Origin of the sequence: Paenochrobactrum glaciei (genome assembly GCF_039522165.1) — a bacterium.
In the GTDB taxonomy this organism is placed as follows: domain Bacteria; phylum Pseudomonadota; class Alphaproteobacteria; order Rhizobiales; family Rhizobiaceae; genus Paenochrobactrum; species Paenochrobactrum glaciei.
Genome location: NZ_BAAADE010000008.1, coordinates 1 through 16,170, shown reverse-complemented (window position 1 = coordinate 16,170; position 16,170 = coordinate 1). Strand labels below are relative to the sequence as shown.

The following is a 16,170-nucleotide window of genomic DNA, read 5'->3' as shown; positions in this document are numbered from 1 at the left end:
CCGCAAAATATTATGCGGAGGGATTTTTATGAACTTGTGTGAATTTAAGCTAAAAATTTTGCATTTTGAGTTTATGCATAACGTGACGGATGCTGATGGTTTTTTAGGGTAATATGAAGTAAATAACATAGCGAGGCCGTAATTTGTTAATGATCGTCAATAATATAATGCAATAATTAATGTTAATAAAACTACAGTTGAGAATAATATACTAAATATATTTATCGTTTTTCTTTTCATCGAAATGTATATTTGTTTTTCTCTATCTGTATTCTTTTGTAAATAGTAAAAAAATTCTTTAAGGCCTATAATGTTAGGTTTTTGACAAGACGCAATTGCAGCCAATTGAATGGGTGAGCCACCATAATGGATGAGGGTTTCTGCAAGCTGTTGAAGTCGTAATTGGTAGTGTTGTTGAAAAGAGAAAAAATGTGCCGCAAAACTGAAAGTCGCATGACGCATTACCTGGTGTCTTGCATTATGTATGCGTTCAAACATTTGAGATTCAATTTTATTTTGTTGCTTGTTGAAGTCTCGAGCTAAATTTTTCTTATACTGTTGAATATTTGTATGTTTGGTCGATAAGAGGTTTGCTCCGAGCATAGCGCTGTTCTGTGGATTATTTTTGTGATGAAAATAATCGTTGAAACCATCAATTGTTTCGGCATCATTAATCAGGCTATAAACTGGGGGTATATAACCGATAATCTCATAAATTATCTGCATGTTTTTTAACAATAAGGCTTGGGTATTGTTCCAAGTTGTTTCATGCTTGATCGTATTGCCATCAAAAACAATAACGAGTGCATTCAATGGAATAATAGCTTTCCTTTTTCTTAAATGCTGAATTAAGTTTGAAAATTCCGAGCATGAGGTTATTCGGTTATTTTCAATAGAAATTCGAAATTCAATATAAATATGAAGTTTAGACTCTATAAAGCACAGGTTTTGATCTGAGTGAAAAACAATGGTGCTGCTGTTTTTGTCAGGTGGGTGGAGGGTGAGATTTCCGATAATTGATTGCGTATGAGCGCGGCTAAAATTGGCAACTAAAATTAACTGTTTATGCTTATTGAGTAGTGATTTACTATATTTGAGAAGAAATTCAGAAAGTGTTTTTTTCTCATCCTCTGATTGTTTTTGGCCTCTGGTGTTTGGTCTTGGGGAGTATGCCTTTAAAGGTGAAAAATATAAAAGCAATGTTAACCAGAGCATGAGAATGATGATAATTGCATATGTGGGATGTGTTGAATTTTTGGAGGGAGCGAGTTTTTCCCATGTGAATAAGTCCCACCAATACCAGCAAGCAATAGATATTAATAATAACCAGACAAAGCTCAAGGTGAGCCATAAATATAATGCCAAGTTTTTTTTAAAGTGTAACATATAAAATCATTCGATATAAAGTTAAAGCATATTATTAATCTTGGGACTAAGATAAATTTCTATACGGCGGTTAAGTGCGCGACCTTCAGCTGTTTCATTGCTGGCGATTGGCTTAAGGTCGCCTTTGCCAATGGCAGTGATAGGTATGTTCGGCATTGAGGGCTGTAAAAGTGCGGCAATCATTGCAGCGCGCGCTTGTGACAAAATTTGGTTGGATGCAAATTGTGCGGAATGGATAGGTTGACTATCGCTATAACCCATCACGACGACTTTTTGTGCTATTATAGTCAGTGCGGCCGTAATGCGTTCAATGAGTGGTGATACCTTATCGTCTAGCATGTCTGATGCTGACGCAAAAAGTGGACTTTTAAGAATACGTATACGGAAATTACCATCAATATCAGTCGTTACACTTATATCTTTATTTATAATTTCTGGTTGTAAAAGTTGACTTAATCGAGGGGTTTCTTTTACTTCTTGTATAGATGGTTCAATTTTTATTTTGTTAATATTAGAAGATTTTGCGTATGTTTGTAGATATTGAAAACGTCTAGACAATTCATCGGCGCGGTTCACTGGTGGATGAATAATTGTGTAAAAAATACCAATAAAAATTGCATTAAAAATTAATAATATAATTAAAATAAATGTTATGTTATTAAATTTTCTTTTTAATTTTTTATTAGAATAATATTCACTGTGGCAGCCGATGGTCGCAAGTTTATCATGATTTTCTGTAGAAAGTACTTGATAAAGACGATCTAGTATATTTTGTTTTTCTTGTTGAGTCTTGTCAATAAGACGTAATCGCCCTTCAAAACTGATCGAGAGACAATAATAAAGCAGCAGTAAAATTGGTTTGTTGGGTTTCTTTAAAGCGAGAGCCTTTTCAATAAGTTCAAAAAAGCGGTTGCCGCTGTTTATATCCCTATGAAAATGCGCGGTTAATCCACATTCTGCCCAACGGGTTCTTATCTGCATGCTTTGACCTAGAACTGCGTCATCAATCGTTGCGCATAAAATATAGTGAGCAGTTTTGTTGTCTTGCTGATTGATTGCTAAATCAGTCAGTGTTTGTCGATAGTGGGCAAGCATTCTGATGGATGTTTTGCGTAAACTATTGATGTCAAAACTATGTATTAGCAAATGTTTTTGCTTGAGAGAGCTTACTACATTCAAAATTGGTACTGCATGGCGAACAAGATCAGGATGTGTCTCTTGCCCAAAACGATAATGTAGAAAGCCTGATCGTACAATTGACGGTGAATGATTTGGTTTTAGTGAATGGTTCATTTTTTTAGCAGCCATATTTTCATTTCAAGCTCTGGGAAGCTTGCTGCTAGATGGAAGGCAATCGCTTTAGATTTACGTAAACACTGCCACAGTTCATTGTTTTGGTTCAGTTCAAAATAAGTTGTGGCGGGTTGATAAGGTAACTGTCGCGGTACAGTACTTAGCCTTTGTAAGGGAATACCAATGATAGATGCTTTAACCAGTTTAACGATTTCTTCAATAGGGCCGATTTTAATCTGTCCGGGCAAGCGATAACGTAGTTCTTCTTCACTCAGTGTTGATTGAACAGCCAAAATACAGGCACAATCATCCAACAAGCTCGGCTTGTTCAAAATACCAATGTAAAGTCCGAATTGTTTCTTAACTAGATTAATTGCTGTTATACGGTTTTCCAATACTGTGCCCAGATTATGACGCAAAATATTTGCAAGTGTATGAAAGCAATTCCATAAATCGTCGTGGTTATAAGTTGGCAATAAGGCCGGTCGTTTGTTGGCTTTGGTAAATGCGGCCAAGTCTCCTACAAGCTGCAAACAGATTCTGAATAGGTCGAGCGGATGTGTCTTGCTTGCATGTGCAAGTGCATGAGCAAGTTGAGGGTCTGCACGATTTAAGGCTGATAAAAATAAAAAATCTGCAGTTTCCGTAAGGTTCAATTGTTCCGGATTGGTAATTCTTTCTGCAAGAGCGTCGGCGCGTTGAGATATTAACGCACTGATTTCTTTTATGAAACTTACGAAATAGGGGGTTGATCGACAATTCAGAGACGGTGGGATGAACTCTTCATCAATAAGGATGGATTTGTCTGAGTTAACATCTAGCACTCGCGCAATTTCCAGCGTGCAATAGGTTCGCACTTGTGTGTCAGTATCAACAGACCGACTACATAGAAGCAGAAGGTTATATTGTCCGACGTTAATAGGAGCTGTTAGGTGAATATCACCACTTGCATCTGGTAGTTCTATTTCGTTTGCTATTATGCGAGTTTGCAATAATGCGTTTTTGTCATCATCCGTAGAATGTAAAAAGGCCTTGTTGCAACTCTCCCTACGTGCGAGTGCTAGATAAATTGAGCAATGCCCGCTATTAGGCTCGAGGGAGAGTGGTAGTGGAAGAGATGCATCTATTGGAGTTTCAATCAGACTCCCATCCGGCAATATAGCTCGTAATTGCAGTAATTTAAATTCACCCTGTACTAATGCACCTCTATCAATTTCTAGATCGCAAACGCCCCAGAAATATTGTGGTTGCATTGTCAGGTTTTGATAGTGAATTCGTTCTGTCCAACGCTCTGTTTGCTGAAAATGTTGAGGACGTAAAAACATGCCTTCAGTCCAGATGACTCTGTTTTCATGCTGCATAGCACATGTCTTTCGATGTCGTGTGAGAAATTACTTCGCTTTTAAAAATTGCCTCGTCATGATCCTGGCATGGTTGCTTATTATGAAGCCACATACCTTGACCAAGCTTTTGCTTTCCATTGAGCTTGGCCTTGGGAGTTTCACATTGTTTCAATACCAACTGAATATCAAAGGTTAATCCAAAACCGCAATAGTACTGCGTTAAGGCCACAAGCAGGGCAAAATCTTGTGTTTGCGGCAAAAATTTAAGAAAATGCTGATAGTTTAAGGGGCCTAAAATAAGACGAAAATGACTGGCAGCATGCTTCGTATATTGGCCGATGGTAACGTCTATCCCTAGACGGTAACTGCCATTTAATGGGCTTTGTTCTTCATGATTGATGAATTGCTTGTGGACTTGAAATTCTTTGATTGTAATTGGGATGGAAAATTTTTCTTCTAATATGGCTTTAAGGCTTGCAGCATTACGGTTATTAGTTGCAAACAAAGTTGCAAAATGGATGCTTGTATCTTTTTTTATCAGATTTTCTTCATCATATTTACTGCCTGCCAACGCTAATATAGTGTTGAAAAACGGATTATCGCACTGTTTATAGATGTGATGATGTGATTTGTACTTTACTGTAGCACTTATAAGCAAGTCAGCTAGATTACGATGAAAAAGAGAAAGAAAATCCGTATAAGCATGATTACGGTTAGAGACTTGTTTAAGGGCGCTTTCTTCATAGAATGGGGGCAGGCATCCGGATGCACCAATTAACGACGCTATTGTTGTGATGATCTTCCCATCGCCTTCAAGCTTAAGCACCGTGGGGCAAAGCATGAGATCAAGTGGCATGAGAACGGCATCCTCCGGCAACATCTCCCGCGATTTTTTGTAATAGTTAATTGCTTCAAAAGCTGAGTTGGATAGCGATACATTGTCTGCTTGCATAAGGCGTATCTTTCAGACCGCATATTGTAGCGAAGTATGAAAGGGAAAGCGAACTACAGCTATGCTTTGTCTCCCGTTCCATGCTGTTACTCGAGCGGAACTATTGATTGATGTGTAAAAATTTAAAAAACGATGCAGCACAGTTGCAAAAAGATATATTTCGGGTGCGCTTAAAGAATTATCTGTGAAGTAAATGTTGAAATCTGTTGCTGCAGCAAAGCCACCTTGTTTGATACGGCAAAGTGTAGAGCGTGGCACAATGCTTTGAATGTTATGAATATATTTATCTGCCTCAGCATCATTCGGACGTTGATAAAGGTAAAGGATATCTTTTAAAACTTGTTCATTTTTGCAGCCAGTATGGATATAGCCATGGCGTAAATGCGCAATGAAGGGCCAAAGCTGTTCACCGGATAACGGTTTTAAAGCTGGTGCGGTGAATGGTATTAAACATTGTGCTGTTTCTACGTTCGAGTGAGGTTTTGCCGGGCTTAATTCCAGCGTGCCAGCATTGTATGGTAGTTGCAGTGGTAATAAACCGTTGGTGCAAAATGCTTCTATTTTTGTGACAAATTCTTTGCCGTTTTTTAGCGCGTGGCCGCTAAAATTGATGGCGATATCATCATGTTCATCGGCGTATGGCTCTCTAATAATTTGCCAAAATAGTTGGTTTTTTTGGCTGTTAGTGTTTGATTGATAAATAGACTGACAAACAATGGGCGGCTCTTGGCTACTAACGGCACTAATCTCAAGAATTGAATGTATTTTACGGCTTTGCCTAAAACGGTAATCTGGCACTAAAGCTGTATGTTGGCGATTGGAGCTAATTTGTAGAGGTTCACATTGTTGCTTAAACAAATTGACTACTGGTGTCGTGTTGAGGGTGATATGTTCAGGCAAAAAGTTTTTGTTGAGTGCAGCATTGGTACGGTCAAAATAAATTGTCAGCTCAAGTGCTTTGGCTGTGGAACATTCTGACCATTGCTCTAATCCATTGAGCGTAAAAAATAGAAACTTTCGTTTAAGAATGAAAAACTCAGATAGCAGGCGAAAGCCGGCATTAAAGTTGGGGCTAACAGGCAGAAGGCTTTCATCATCTGTAAAGCCTGTTGGCTGAACGTAATTTGCTGATAACAAATGCGATGTAGATTGGTTGTCCGGATCGGAGATTTTCACGCCAATGGTATGCTTGCAGATCTCCATATAAAGAGTACTAGCTTGTTCGAAAGCACCAGAAAGGTGGAATTTTAAATCCTTTAATCCGACATTGGCCAAAAAAACATTGGTTTTCAAAGGCTGAAGTGTAATTTTTAAGGCACTTTGAGCACCTGCAAATGACTTTTTTGAGGCTGATTGTAGGCTCGGATGATAGGCTATCGTGCTAACTTTAGCGGGCACCAGATCAACGACTTGTGTTGTGCGAAAACGACACCTATCACCTTGAATTGTTTCGCTTTGTAACTCCAGCCCGCGTGGGACTCGTTGCACGTTCGTTAGATCGGGAGTAGGCATCAGATTGACCAGCCCCATAGCCGGTAGGGGACATAAAAGATGCGGATAAAGTGCTTCAAGCAATCCGGCAGATAACTCAGGAAAACTATCATTTAGTTTGTAGCGGATGCGAGCTGCAGTGAATGCAAAACTTTCAATCAATCGTTCAACATGAGGGTCGTCTGCCACCCCCTCCGCTAAACGCAGCTTATTAGCAGCTTCAGGATGTTTATGTGCAAAGGCATTTGCCTGTTGTCGGAAGCTTTGCAATTCATCATGATAGAGTGCCAGAAATTCTTTCTGCATATGGCGGCTCCAGTTGAATGATATAAGTTGAAAGGTTAAGAGCGGACCGAAAGATTAAAGGGTGTGGATCATGGGGTTGCTTGAGCTCTGTTTCAATGATGAGTTCGAGTTGTCGCGGTGAGGTCGTTGGTCTCTCGGCTATTTTAATATTCAGGTGCTGCAAACGAGGTTCGTAAAGTTTGATCTGTTTTGTTAAAGTCTCTAGAAACAGATTACGTGAAGCCGTATCCTCTGTATTAATTGTCGTTATTTCCGGTAGACCATAATAGGTGAGAGCTGTGAGGCCGTCTGAATTGGCAGTATTTCCGATTGAAAATTGGCGAGTATTGAACAATGCGTTTAAGTTCAACCTGATATTTTCTACTATATCTTGTGAGTTTTCGGTGTTGTCTTGGCACAGACGCTCAAATACAGATGTTGTAAATGTTAGAGAGCTCATGCTGATTGAGCAGGATGTAAACGGGTTATAGCAAGCGCCGGTGCATCGATTATCAAGCGAAAACTTGCATGAAGGCTGTCAAAATTCAAATATGGCTGTAAGTCTAATATGCAGTTAAATAGACCAGGGCGTCCAGCAATTTCATGAATGCTGACTTTGCAATCACGTAAAGGATATCGCGCTCGCAAATTCGGGTCGTAATTATTACCTGCAAGAGTGTAAGTTAATAACCAGTCTTGTAGACGTTTTTGCAAATTTTTATTGTTAATAAATTTGCCGATCTCAGTGCGCATAATAATTTTTAAGAAATGCGCAAAGCGAGAAACACAGAGTACATATTGTAGCATCACAGAGAGTTCCAGATTTTCATGTCCGCTATTCTGTTTTTTGGTGGGCGGTAAAAACAAACTTTGACTAGTATTAAAAACAATGCCTTCCAATAAATAAGATGTTGCTACAGGTATGAGCCCGAAAGCACAAAATTGTTGTTGCTGATCTGTGGTGAGGCGTATTTCTACAGGTGGTTGGCGCAGAATATTGTCTATTTCATTGAGTGGTCGATAAGGCTCCAATAACGTTTCATCTATATAGCCTCCTTGTGGTGATATATCCCGAATGCCGTGCAACTCAGCAAACCATCCATGGCGGATGAAATTATTCATTACATTAAGAGCAAAAGCAAAAGCAGCGTTACCCCAGCACAAAGTAGCCCCATCGTCAGCAACGGCTTCATCAAAAGCAAAGCCAATTGTTCGGTGTAGTTCATTTTTTTTGTAAGGGTTTCGCAATAAAATACGTGGAGCTACCAATCCTATAAAACGCGCATCCTCGCGTTGCCGAAAGCATTGCCACCGTATAAATTCGTGTGATTTTATTCGGCCTAGCAGATCGGGCAGACGGTTTAATTCTTGATAGTTTGTGAGTGTAACACATGACGCTGCCGCACCTGCTATAAATGGACAAAATGCGGCTGCCATAATGGATGCTACAACTGATAATGTTGCAACCACTTGTTCATTACCAGCTGTGGAGGGGCCTAGCGTATAATCACCAATGATCAAGCCAAAAGGTTCGCCACCGGGCAGGGCAAACTCTTGATTGTAAATCTGCTCGAACAACCATGTTTGTTCCGGGTTTCCACGGTCACAATCATGGATGATTTCTGCCCAATTGGCTGGCAGAAGTTTTAAACGCACTGTTTTGCTTGACGGTAATGATTGAGCCAGCAACATTAAACCACGCCAGCGAGCCTCCATCGCTATGAATTGCGCAGCATGCAAAATGACGTTTACTTGTGTGTTAACGAGATGATCCAGATGTGCAATTATCTGCTCACCGCAACCTGCTAATTGCTTTAGCTTGTCGTAAATGTGAGCGCTGTTTGACATGATTTTTAGTTTTTTGCAGGAATGCGTGCCACAAGGCGGAGCGATGTGGTTAATTCTTCCATTTGTAACCATGGGCGCATCCATGCGATTGCATTATAGACACCCGGTTTGCCAGGCACCGTCTCAACACTGATGTTGGCATCGCGTAACGGATACTGGGCGCGTGTTTCCGCACTTGCCTCATCGTTGGCGTTGACATAATTGGCGATCCAGCGATTGAGCCAAAGCTCGCAATCACTCGCTTCCATGAAAGAGCCAATTTTGTCACGTCCTAACACCTTCAAAAAATGTGCAAAGCGTGATGTGGCTAAAATATAAGGCAAACGCGCAGAAATTGCAGCATTACTGGTAGCGGAATAATCGTCATAAATACGTGGCTTTTGTACGGTTTGCGCGCCAAAAAACACAGCATAATCAGTGTTTTTATAATGGCAAAGCGGTACAAAGCCAAGCTTTCCCAGCTCCGCGTCTCTTCGGTCAGTGATGCCTATTTCGGTCGGGCATTGTAAATCTAAATCACCATTGTCGCTGACAAATGTATAAAGCGGGAGGTTTTCTGCTTTACCACCATTTTCGGCACCTCGGATAGCTGTGCACCACCCATTGCTAGCAAATGCATTGGTTAAGCGTGCGCCATAGACATATGCGGCATTCATCCAACAATAGCTCTCATGGGGTAGCTGACCTTGCGCAAAACTTGCAGTTTCATCAAAGTTGAAATCTTCGATCATCAGTGCTTTAGGGGCATAAGGTAATCGTGCCAATACACGCGGCATCGTTAAAACCATGAAGCGTGAATCTTCGGTTTCACGGAAATTACGCCATTTAGTATATTCGGATGTCTCGAAAATTTTCGCCATATCACGCGGTCGGCTTAGTTCACGATAGTCGTCAAAGCCAAACATTGAAGGGGCGGCGGCTGCAATAAAAGGTGCGAATGAAGCCGCAGCAACACTGGAAATATTGCGCATTAATTCAATATCTTCAGCAGAATTATCGAAACTATAATCTCCGATCAAAGTGCCTATCGGTTCTCCGCCTGCTGTGCCAAATTCGGCCTCATAAACAGCCTTGAAAAAATGTGATTGATCAAACTCAACAGCACGATTCAGATCTTTATGTAATTCTTGTTTTGATACATTCAGTAAACGTATTTTCAGCTGTGAACCAGTTTCGCTGTTTTGCACCAGATAGTGCTGACCGCGCCAGCTGCCTTCAAGTTGACTGAATTGCGGTGTTTGCATAATTGCTGCCAATTGCTTAGAGATTAAAGCATCCAGTTTGTTGACCGCGTCACGTATAGTTTGAGAAAAGTTACGGTTAAAGAGAATTGCTCCGCTCAGGGCTTGATCAGTCAGGGTGCGCATTAAGCTTTCAACGCGCTCTGGTGTTGTTTGTTTAGTGGCAGAAATAATTTGTGGTAGTAAAGTCTGGTTTTCAATTTCCGGTGTATCAGTCAAATCCGTTTGGGGGGCTGTATTCATTCTGAAATATCCTGCTGAGAAATCATTACTATTCAGATATGGTCGCTGTAATTTGCGAAGTTGATTGCTCGTCTCCTTCGCGAGCAGCGAGCTCGGAAGCGATTTTTTCTAAGTCGTCTTTGTTTTGTAGTAAATTCTCAAGCATAGCTTCTAGATCCATGGAAAGATCAGCTTTGCTCATGAGATCGCGCAGCATATTGCGGATTTCAAGTAACTTCTTTAATTGGGGAACTTGCTCAACGATAGCAGCTGGTTCAAAATCGCTCATACGGTTGAATTGCAAGGAAACTGCAAGTTCAGTATCATTATCTTGCAGTTTATTAGGTACTCTTAGCGTAATAGCAGGTGAGATATTACGCATCACATCATCAAAATTATCACGATCGATATGTACAAATTTTCGCTCGTTGAATGGTTTAGATTTGTCTCCGGCATTGCCTGAAAAATCCCCCATGACTCCAATAACAAATGGTAGTTCTTTTTCTACGGTTGCTCCTTCGGTTTCTACTTCATATTTGATATGTACCCGCGGCTTACGAATTCGCTCAATCTTTCCGTATATATCAGTCACGTCTGTCTCTTTTCTATTGATTAATCTTCAGGGATATGAATGCCGGCCGTAGCGAGGATGCCCCGTCGCGCGACATCATCATGAAGAAGCTCCTGCAGCATTTCAGAAAAAGGTAAGCGCCCACGGCGGATTAATGTTTTTAATACCTGCGAAATGGGAGATTGCGGTTCATTTTGATGGAAAAAAAGCGCAATACTTTCCAGAATAAGGAAAGCCTGCTCACGGTTTTGAATGGTGAAGTTCGCTGGCATTACAGGAAAATTGTTTTCTGTAATTATTTGAGCCGTTTTATTGCCGGTAGATGCTGCGGGCTCATATTGAGTGCCGCAAAGATCGTTAATGGCATGAACACATTCGTGCAAAACGGCCAGAAGGTTGGCAGATGCCGGCGAGGTTTCTGGTAATAAAAGTTCGCATTGGGCGATCATTGCTCGATAGTGCTGAATACACGATAAAATATTCTCGCGTTGCTCCAACACGGCCGCATGACCGGCATTATTTATAGCTTGATTGAGGACGTGAAAGGCATCACCCTCACGATCTTTAATGCTTGTTTGATAATGCCATAAATTATAGGTGCCGTATCGTTGTTGAGGAATAAACGGACATAGGCGCAATGCCTGAATTAAAACACCTTCACCACCTTCACCGCTGAGTTCTGAAATGGAAGCTAACCAATATTGAGGCATATCAATTGCCGATTCAACAGAGGTTAGTGTTGTCCCAAATGTCTTTAGTTGATTGGTTATTGTTTGAAGAACATCCGAGAGGCCGGAAAATCCTTTTAGTCTTAATGTGCTTTCTATAAGCCAACTATAAAGTTCTAAATCGTAACAATTCATAGTGAAAAGTCGTTGTAAAAGCTCATAAATTTTATTCCATTCATCTAAAACTTGACTGGAAATATTCCCATATTTTTCTTCTTTCCGCGCAGACATACGAAGATCTTTCACAGCGCAGTAAAGCTCATACGTCTCTGGGGTCCGTCGTGGATTGACTATTTTACGATGATCAGGGGTAATATTCATTTTTACCGTCATAATATTAGTATTAATCTATCTGTAGACGGAAATATAAGCGCTACAATTACAATTATTATTGGGTAATTTATTGTTATTTACGAAGAAATTTTTTTCTCATAAATTTTTAAAATTAATTAAATTCTATGATAATTTATGGAGTATTTATGGGGATTTATCTTAATATTGAAGGTGCAGAAGGTGATGCTTCTCACGAGAAACACAAAAAGTGGATTGATGTTGGTTCTATAAATTTTAATATTAGTCGTTTTATAACAAGTAAAACTGGCGCAATAGCGAGCCGTGAAGGTTCTCAGCCAGCATTTTCAGATATAAATTTAAGTAAAAGGTATGATAAGTCTAGTATTAAACTAAAGCAAATAGCCGCTTCCGGGTTGGCGTCTAAAAAGGTTGAGATTCATTTTGTGACCACAGGTGATCCAGGTGAAACCTATCTTGAAATTACATTAAGTAATGTTTTAATGTCGAATTATACGATGAACGCTGCTGGTGCTTATATGCCGGAGGAAAATTTTTCGCTTAATTTTACAGAGATTGAGTGGAAATTTACTGAGTTCGATGCTGAGAATAATGCCAAATCACCTTTGGTGACTGGTTATAACTTAGCGACTTGTAAAGTGAAATAATCAGCTCGGATTAGCGTATAGATTGGTATTGGTAGCCACTAAGTTGGATAAACGGTGCTTATTTTATAATGCGGATAAAGCAATGTTTGATAGTGATCAAAGTAATTATGATACCAAAATACGTTGTCTTGCACTGAAACTAAATACAAAGAATAATTTTAATTTACATGTTGAAACAGCGAAGATCAGTGATGGTATTGGTAAGCTGTTTTCTGCAGAGATTGTATTTGATTGTGAAGCAGTAGATTCGCCTCGAGAGCTGATCGGCAGTCCTGCGGAAGTCGAGTTCAATTTTGTTTCAGGTCTCAATAAATTACGATCACGTCGCGTGTTCAGTGGTTTAATAACCGAGTTTCAAATTTTATCCACCAAGATTCGCGGGCGTTTACAATGCAGCGTGATCATTCAACCTGTTTTGTGGCGCCTAAGTCAATCAACCGACTATCGCATTTGGCAGAATATGAATGCTGTCGAGATTGTTGAAACATTGTTAAAGGAATATAATATTCCGGCAGCGGATTTTCGTCTTCATGGTGAAGTTTTTCCAGAGGAATATAGTGTTCAATTTGGCGAGACTGACCTTGATTACATGGTACGCCGCTTGGAAAATGCAGGGTTGTTTTGGTGGTTTCATCATGATGGCAATATGCATAAATTTTGTGTAGGTGATCAACCTTCATCATGGATTAAAGCGCAGGATTGGGCAGGTGATGAAGCGGTTTTTTATCTTAATGAAAATCAAAGTGGGCCAGATTTAATTAAGCAATGGCGAGAAACCTATCGGTCAGTTTCATGTGTGTGTGCAAGTGCAGACTGGAACTTTGAAATGCCGGAAGCGGCGATCACCGCGCAAATACCTGCCCTTATCCGCACATTTGATCCTGTGGAGAAGGAAACATATTTGTTCCCGACAGGTGCCCGGACTGTTGAGGATGCTGAACGTCTTCAAAAATTACGAATATCTGCAGATGAATCGCGTCATTGCATCATTGCGGGGCACAGTACAGCTCATGAGTTTGCACCGGCGCAAATATTTACGCCTGCTTTTCAACAAGGTGGTCAACTACCCGGCCATGTAGTTATTGAGATTGTTCACCATATTAAATCGGCTTCACCCTTATCGGGTGAGGAGGAGCCAATTTATTACAATGAATTTAAAGCTATATCAGCAGAAATTGCTTATCTGCCTATGTTAAATGCAACAAAGCCTCATATTGAGACGACCCAAATTGCGATTGTTGCGGGCCCCCAAAATGAGCAAATTCATTGTGATCAATATGGCCGTATTAAACTTTGGTTCCCTTGGGACAAACGTGCCAAAAAAGATGGCTCAGATACGTGCTGGGTAAGATTGGCACAAGTTTGCACAGGTCGAGGCTGGGGCAGTCAGATTATTCCGAGGATTGGCTCGGAAGTATTGGTATCTTTTTTAAATGGTAATCCAGATCAGCCGGTCGTGACAGGTATGATCGCAAATCCGATAAGGATGCCAGCGTATACCTTACCTGACGCGAAGTCACGCCTGACAATCCGTACTCAAAGTTATAAAGGAGATGGGTTTAACGAGATTTCTCTCGAAGATGGCGCTGGTCGGGAAAATATTTTTACACAAGCTCAAAAAGATCAAACACAGGTTGTGAGAGGGAGTTCTTGTCAGCGTGTCAATCGTCATAAAATTAATCATATAGGCGGTAATGAAACTAAAAATATTGGCGGAAATTGTAAAATGGAAACTGCAGGTTCTGTTTTAATTGCTGTTGGCTCTTCAGGTTCCCGTGTCAGAGAGGAGTATAATAAAAAGGCTACCTTAAATCAAAAAACGATTAAACTGTTGGATGAGGGGTGTGCTCTTGGTCAGGGTGCGGCGCATCATGGTTTTAGGGCGATGGCGAGTGTTCTTCGTGCGCACAAAATGGGCTTTTGGGCCGTAGAAACAATTAGTAAGTATGATGAGTTTCTCGCAAATGATTCCGCTATGGACGCTGGTTTAAAGCTAGCAGAATTAGGTGATGAAATAGGTACTGATTATGACAATGCTTTTCAAGGAAATGGGGAGCAACACATAGTTGTCAGTCGTCTACGATCTACTTCGATTGGTGAAGCTTGTGTTGAACAGGTCGGTGGTGGCAAGCTTGTTCATGTCGGTGACGTTTTTCACACACATACTGGTCGGCAGCACCTAGTAAGTGTTGGTCAAGACTTATCGCTTTTGAGTGGTCAAACAACGTTGGTGGAAGCAAAGAAGATAGACATTTTCGCTGATGATCATGTGCGATTATCGACGCCTGGTGGTTATATTGAGTTGCATCAAAAAGGCATCACGATACACGGATTGAAGATTGATATTCAAGGTAACCATGTTGATTTTCAAAAAGGTGGGGGCGGGAAAGGGACGACCAAAACGGTACCATAAGATTTCGAGGAAAAACTATGACGAGTATGTCTGTTGCATTGCAAGGTCACAATCATGTGTGTACTAAAGTAGAGGTGCTGGCTGGTGTAACAGTACCTCATGTTGGAGGGCCAATTATTAATGTGCAGCAAAGTTTTGTCACGGTGTATGGTGTGCCAATCGCAACAGTTGCCGGTCAAGCTGTTTGTACGGGAGTAGGGCAGCTTGACGAAATACAGGCAGGCTCAACAATCGCTACTATTAATGGAACAAAGATCGCTCGGCTTGGTGATCGGTGCCAGCATGGTGGGTTAATTGTTGAGGGTATCCACTGGATTTTGTTTATTTAGAATTAATATTCGGGGGGATTGGTTCATGCTTGGCTGAATCAATGGCTTCGTAGTGCGACACTAGATGGTTACATCTAGACGTTATCGGGACTGCCAATACGTAAAGCATTTTTATTGTATGTTGAGTTTTTTCTTGATTGTAGCTGAGTTTCTACAAGTGAACCGCCCCGTGTTTTCCGGAGGGTAATTTATTCGATAATTATGCGACTTTATCAAAGGTTTTCATATTTGCATAGAAAGCCTCCTCGGCTTCTGCAGGTGTGATATATCCAATTGGCTCCAGCAAACGTTGATTATTATACCAATGGACCCAATTAAGGGTTTCCCATTCAATTTCTCGCATTGATTTCCATGGTCCCCCTTGGTTGATGACCTCTGTTTTGAACAGGCCGATCACACATTCAGCTAAGGCATTGTCATAAGCGTCGCCAACGCTACCGACTGAAGGCTCTATCTGAGCCGCAGCCAGCCGCTCGGTATATTTCATCGAAAGATATTGAGATCCGCGATCCGAGTGGTGGGTCAAAGCCTTATTCATAACGGGTTTGCGCTGCCAGATGGCTTGCTCCAACGCATCAAGAACGAGTTGAGTTGTCATTGAACTAGAGACACGCCAACCGACTATTCTGCGAGCAAAAACATCAATGACAAAAGCAACATAAACCATTCCTGACCAAGTGGGACAATACGTAAAGTCATAGACCCATAGTTGATCTGGTTGCTGTGCATTAAACTGGCGGTTGACCTTATCAAGTGGACAGGGACGAGTTTTATCAGGATTGGTAGTAATGGTTTTCTTTCCACGCATCACACCTTTCAAACCAAGTTTTCGCATCAAACGCTCAACCGTACAACGCGCGACATCATGCCCTTCTCTGCGCAAGGCATGCCAAATTTTTCTAGCTCCATAGACCTTGCGATTTTCCGCATAAACCCTGCTGATCTCACTACACATGACTGCATCGGATTTGGCGCGATCTGGTGCACGCGCAGGATCGCGGGCAATACGGACTCTGTCATAATATGTCGATGGGGCGATCGGCAAAAGCCTGCAGATAGGCTCGACCCCAAATGAAGAGCGATGATCTTCGATGAAAGCAATCATTTGC

14 protein-coding genes and 1 other annotated feature are annotated in these 16,170 nt (G+C 41.0%); of the genes, 3 read left to right on the top strand and 11 right to left on the bottom strand.

What is annotated here, in order from left to right:
* Positions 1 to 156 precede the first annotated feature (156 nt).
* The 10 genes from ABDZ76_RS14470 to ABDZ76_RS14430 are packed head-to-tail and all read right to left on the bottom strand — an operon-like array spanning position 157 to position 11,681.
* Entirely contained in the window at positions 157 to 1,386 is a 1,230-nt protein-coding gene (locus ABDZ76_RS14470) for a type VI secretion protein IcmF/TssM N-terminal domain-containing protein (protein WP_343806835.1), read from the bottom strand.
* Positions 1,387 to 1,407: 21 nt separating this feature from the next.
* Positions 1,408 to 2,694, bottom strand: a complete 1,287-nt coding sequence (gene icmH / locus ABDZ76_RS14465) for a type IVB secretion system protein IcmH/DotU (RefSeq protein WP_343806832.1) — start codon at positions 2,692 to 2,694, stop codon at positions 1,408 to 1,410.
* The gene (tssK, locus tag ABDZ76_RS14460) at positions 2,676 to 4,040 is read right to left on the bottom strand and encodes a type VI secretion system baseplate subunit TssK (protein WP_343806829.1); all 1,365 of its coding nucleotides are present in this window, start codon (positions 4,038 to 4,040) and stop codon (positions 2,676 to 2,678) included. The genes icmH and tssK overlap by 19 nt, the downstream gene beginning before the upstream one ends.
* The gene (gene tssG / locus ABDZ76_RS14455) at positions 4,030 to 4,974 is read right to left on the bottom strand and encodes a type VI secretion system baseplate subunit TssG (protein ID WP_343806826.1); all 945 of its coding nucleotides are present in this window, start codon (positions 4,972 to 4,974) and stop codon (positions 4,030 to 4,032) included. Before tssG ends, tssK begins: the two co-directional genes overlap by 11 nt.
* A 12-nt stretch (positions 4,975 to 4,986) precedes the next feature.
* A complete protein-coding gene (tssF, locus tag ABDZ76_RS14450) occupies positions 4,987 to 6,771 on the bottom strand; it encodes a type VI secretion system baseplate subunit TssF (protein WP_343806823.1) in 1,785 nt (594 codons plus the stop codon).
* A complete protein-coding gene (tssE, locus tag ABDZ76_RS17685) occupies positions 6,740 to 7,210 on the bottom strand; it encodes a type VI secretion system baseplate subunit TssE (RefSeq protein ID WP_374844728.1) in 471 nt (156 codons plus the stop codon). The genes tssF and tssE overlap by 32 nt, the downstream gene beginning before the upstream one ends.
* Positions 7,207 to 8,670 (bottom strand): type VI secretion system contractile sheath large subunit, encoded by a 1,464-nt coding sequence (gene tssC / locus ABDZ76_RS14445; protein ID WP_343806820.1) that lies wholly within the window; start codon positions 8,668 to 8,670, stop codon positions 7,207 to 7,209. Before tssC (ABDZ76_RS14445) ends, tssE begins: the two co-directional genes overlap by 4 nt.
* The gene (tssC, locus tag ABDZ76_RS14440) at positions 8,604 to 10,082 is read right to left on the bottom strand and encodes a type VI secretion system contractile sheath large subunit (protein WP_343806817.1); all 1,479 of its coding nucleotides are present in this window, start codon (positions 10,080 to 10,082) and stop codon (positions 8,604 to 8,606) included. Before tssC (ABDZ76_RS14440) ends, tssC (ABDZ76_RS14445) begins: the two co-directional genes overlap by 67 nt.
* A 28-nt stretch (positions 10,083 to 10,110) precedes the next feature.
* Positions 10,111 to 10,653: a type VI secretion system contractile sheath small subunit gene (gene tssB / locus ABDZ76_RS14435; protein WP_343806814.1), complete on the bottom strand. Its 543-nt coding sequence runs from the start codon at positions 10,651 to 10,653 to the stop codon at positions 10,111 to 10,113.
* A gap of 20 nt (positions 10,654 to 10,673) precedes the next feature.
* Positions 10,674 to 11,681 carry a type VI secretion system protein TssA gene (locus ABDZ76_RS14430; protein WP_343806811.1) on the bottom strand — a complete coding sequence of 336 codons (1,008 nt, stop codon included), beginning with the start codon at positions 11,679 to 11,681 and terminating at the stop codon, positions 10,674 to 10,676.
* 158 nt (positions 11,682 to 11,839) lie between these two features.
* Here ABDZ76_RS14430 and ABDZ76_RS14425 point away from each other — a divergent pair, with 158 nt between their 5' ends.
* The 3 genes from ABDZ76_RS14425 (at position 11,840) to ABDZ76_RS14415 (ending at position 15,061) form a co-directional block, all read left to right on the top strand.
* The gene (locus ABDZ76_RS14425; protein ID WP_343806808.1) at positions 11,840 to 12,319 is read left to right on the top strand and encodes an Hcp family type VI secretion system effector; all 480 of its coding nucleotides are present in this window, start codon (positions 11,840 to 11,842) and stop codon (positions 12,317 to 12,319) included.
* 82 nt (positions 12,320 to 12,401) lie between these two features.
* The gene (locus ABDZ76_RS14420; RefSeq protein WP_343806805.1) at positions 12,402 to 14,732 is read left to right on the top strand and encodes a type VI secretion system Vgr family protein; all 2,331 of its coding nucleotides are present in this window, start codon (positions 12,402 to 12,404) and stop codon (positions 14,730 to 14,732) included.
* A gap of 17 nt (positions 14,733 to 14,749) precedes the next feature.
* Entirely contained in the window at positions 14,750 to 15,061 is a 312-nt protein-coding gene (locus tag ABDZ76_RS14415; RefSeq protein WP_343806802.1) for a PAAR domain-containing protein, read from the top strand.
* Positions 15,062 to 15,260: 199 nt separating this feature from the next.
* Here the strand turns inward: ABDZ76_RS14415 and ABDZ76_RS14410 are convergent.
* A partial coding sequence (locus ABDZ76_RS14410; RefSeq protein WP_343806799.1) for an IS3 family transposase occupies positions 15,261 to 16,170 on the bottom strand: 910 nt, incomplete at its 5' end.
* Positions 16,092 to 16,168, bottom strand: a sequence feature (AL1L pseudoknot). (Overlaps the previous gene by 77 nt.)

Coding starts and splice junctions, on each gene's coding strand:
- ABDZ76_RS14470 (WP_343806835.1), bottom strand. CDS start 1,386: ATGTTACACTTTAAAAAAAACTTGGCATTATATTTATGGCTCACCTTG.
- icmH (WP_343806832.1), bottom strand. CDS start 2,694: ATGGCTGCTAAAAAAATGAACCATTCACTAAAACCAAATCATTCACCG.
- tssK (WP_343806829.1), bottom strand. CDS start 4,040: ATGCAGCATGAAAACAGAGTCATCTGGACTGAAGGCATGTTTTTACGT.
- tssG (WP_343806826.1), bottom strand. CDS start 4,974: ATGCAAGCAGACAATGTATCGCTATCCAACTCAGCTTTTGAAGCAATT.
- tssF (WP_343806823.1), bottom strand. CDS start 6,771: ATGCAGAAAGAATTTCTGGCACTCTATCATGATGAATTGCAAAGCTTC.
- tssE (WP_374844728.1), bottom strand. CDS start 7,210: ATGAGCTCTCTAACATTTACAACATCTGTATTTGAGCGTCTGTGCCAA.
- tssC (WP_343806820.1), bottom strand. CDS start 8,670: ATGGTTACAAATGGAAGAATTAACCACATCGCTCCGCCTTGTGGCACG.
- tssC (WP_343806817.1), bottom strand. CDS start 10,082: ATGAATACAGCCCCCCAAACGGATTTGACTGATACACCGGAAATTGAA.
- ABDZ76_RS14430 (WP_343806811.1), bottom strand. CDS start 11,681: ATGAATATTACCCCTGATCATCGTAAAATAGTCAATCCACGACGGACC.
- ABDZ76_RS14425 (WP_343806808.1), top strand. CDS start 11,840: ATGGGGATTTATCTTAATATTGAAGGTGCAGAAGGTGATGCTTCTCAC.
- ABDZ76_RS14420 (WP_343806805.1), top strand. CDS start 12,402: ATGTTTGATAGTGATCAAAGTAATTATGATACCAAAATACGTTGTCTT.
- ABDZ76_RS14415 (WP_343806802.1), top strand. CDS start 14,750: ATGACGAGTATGTCTGTTGCATTGCAAGGTCACAATCATGTGTGTACT.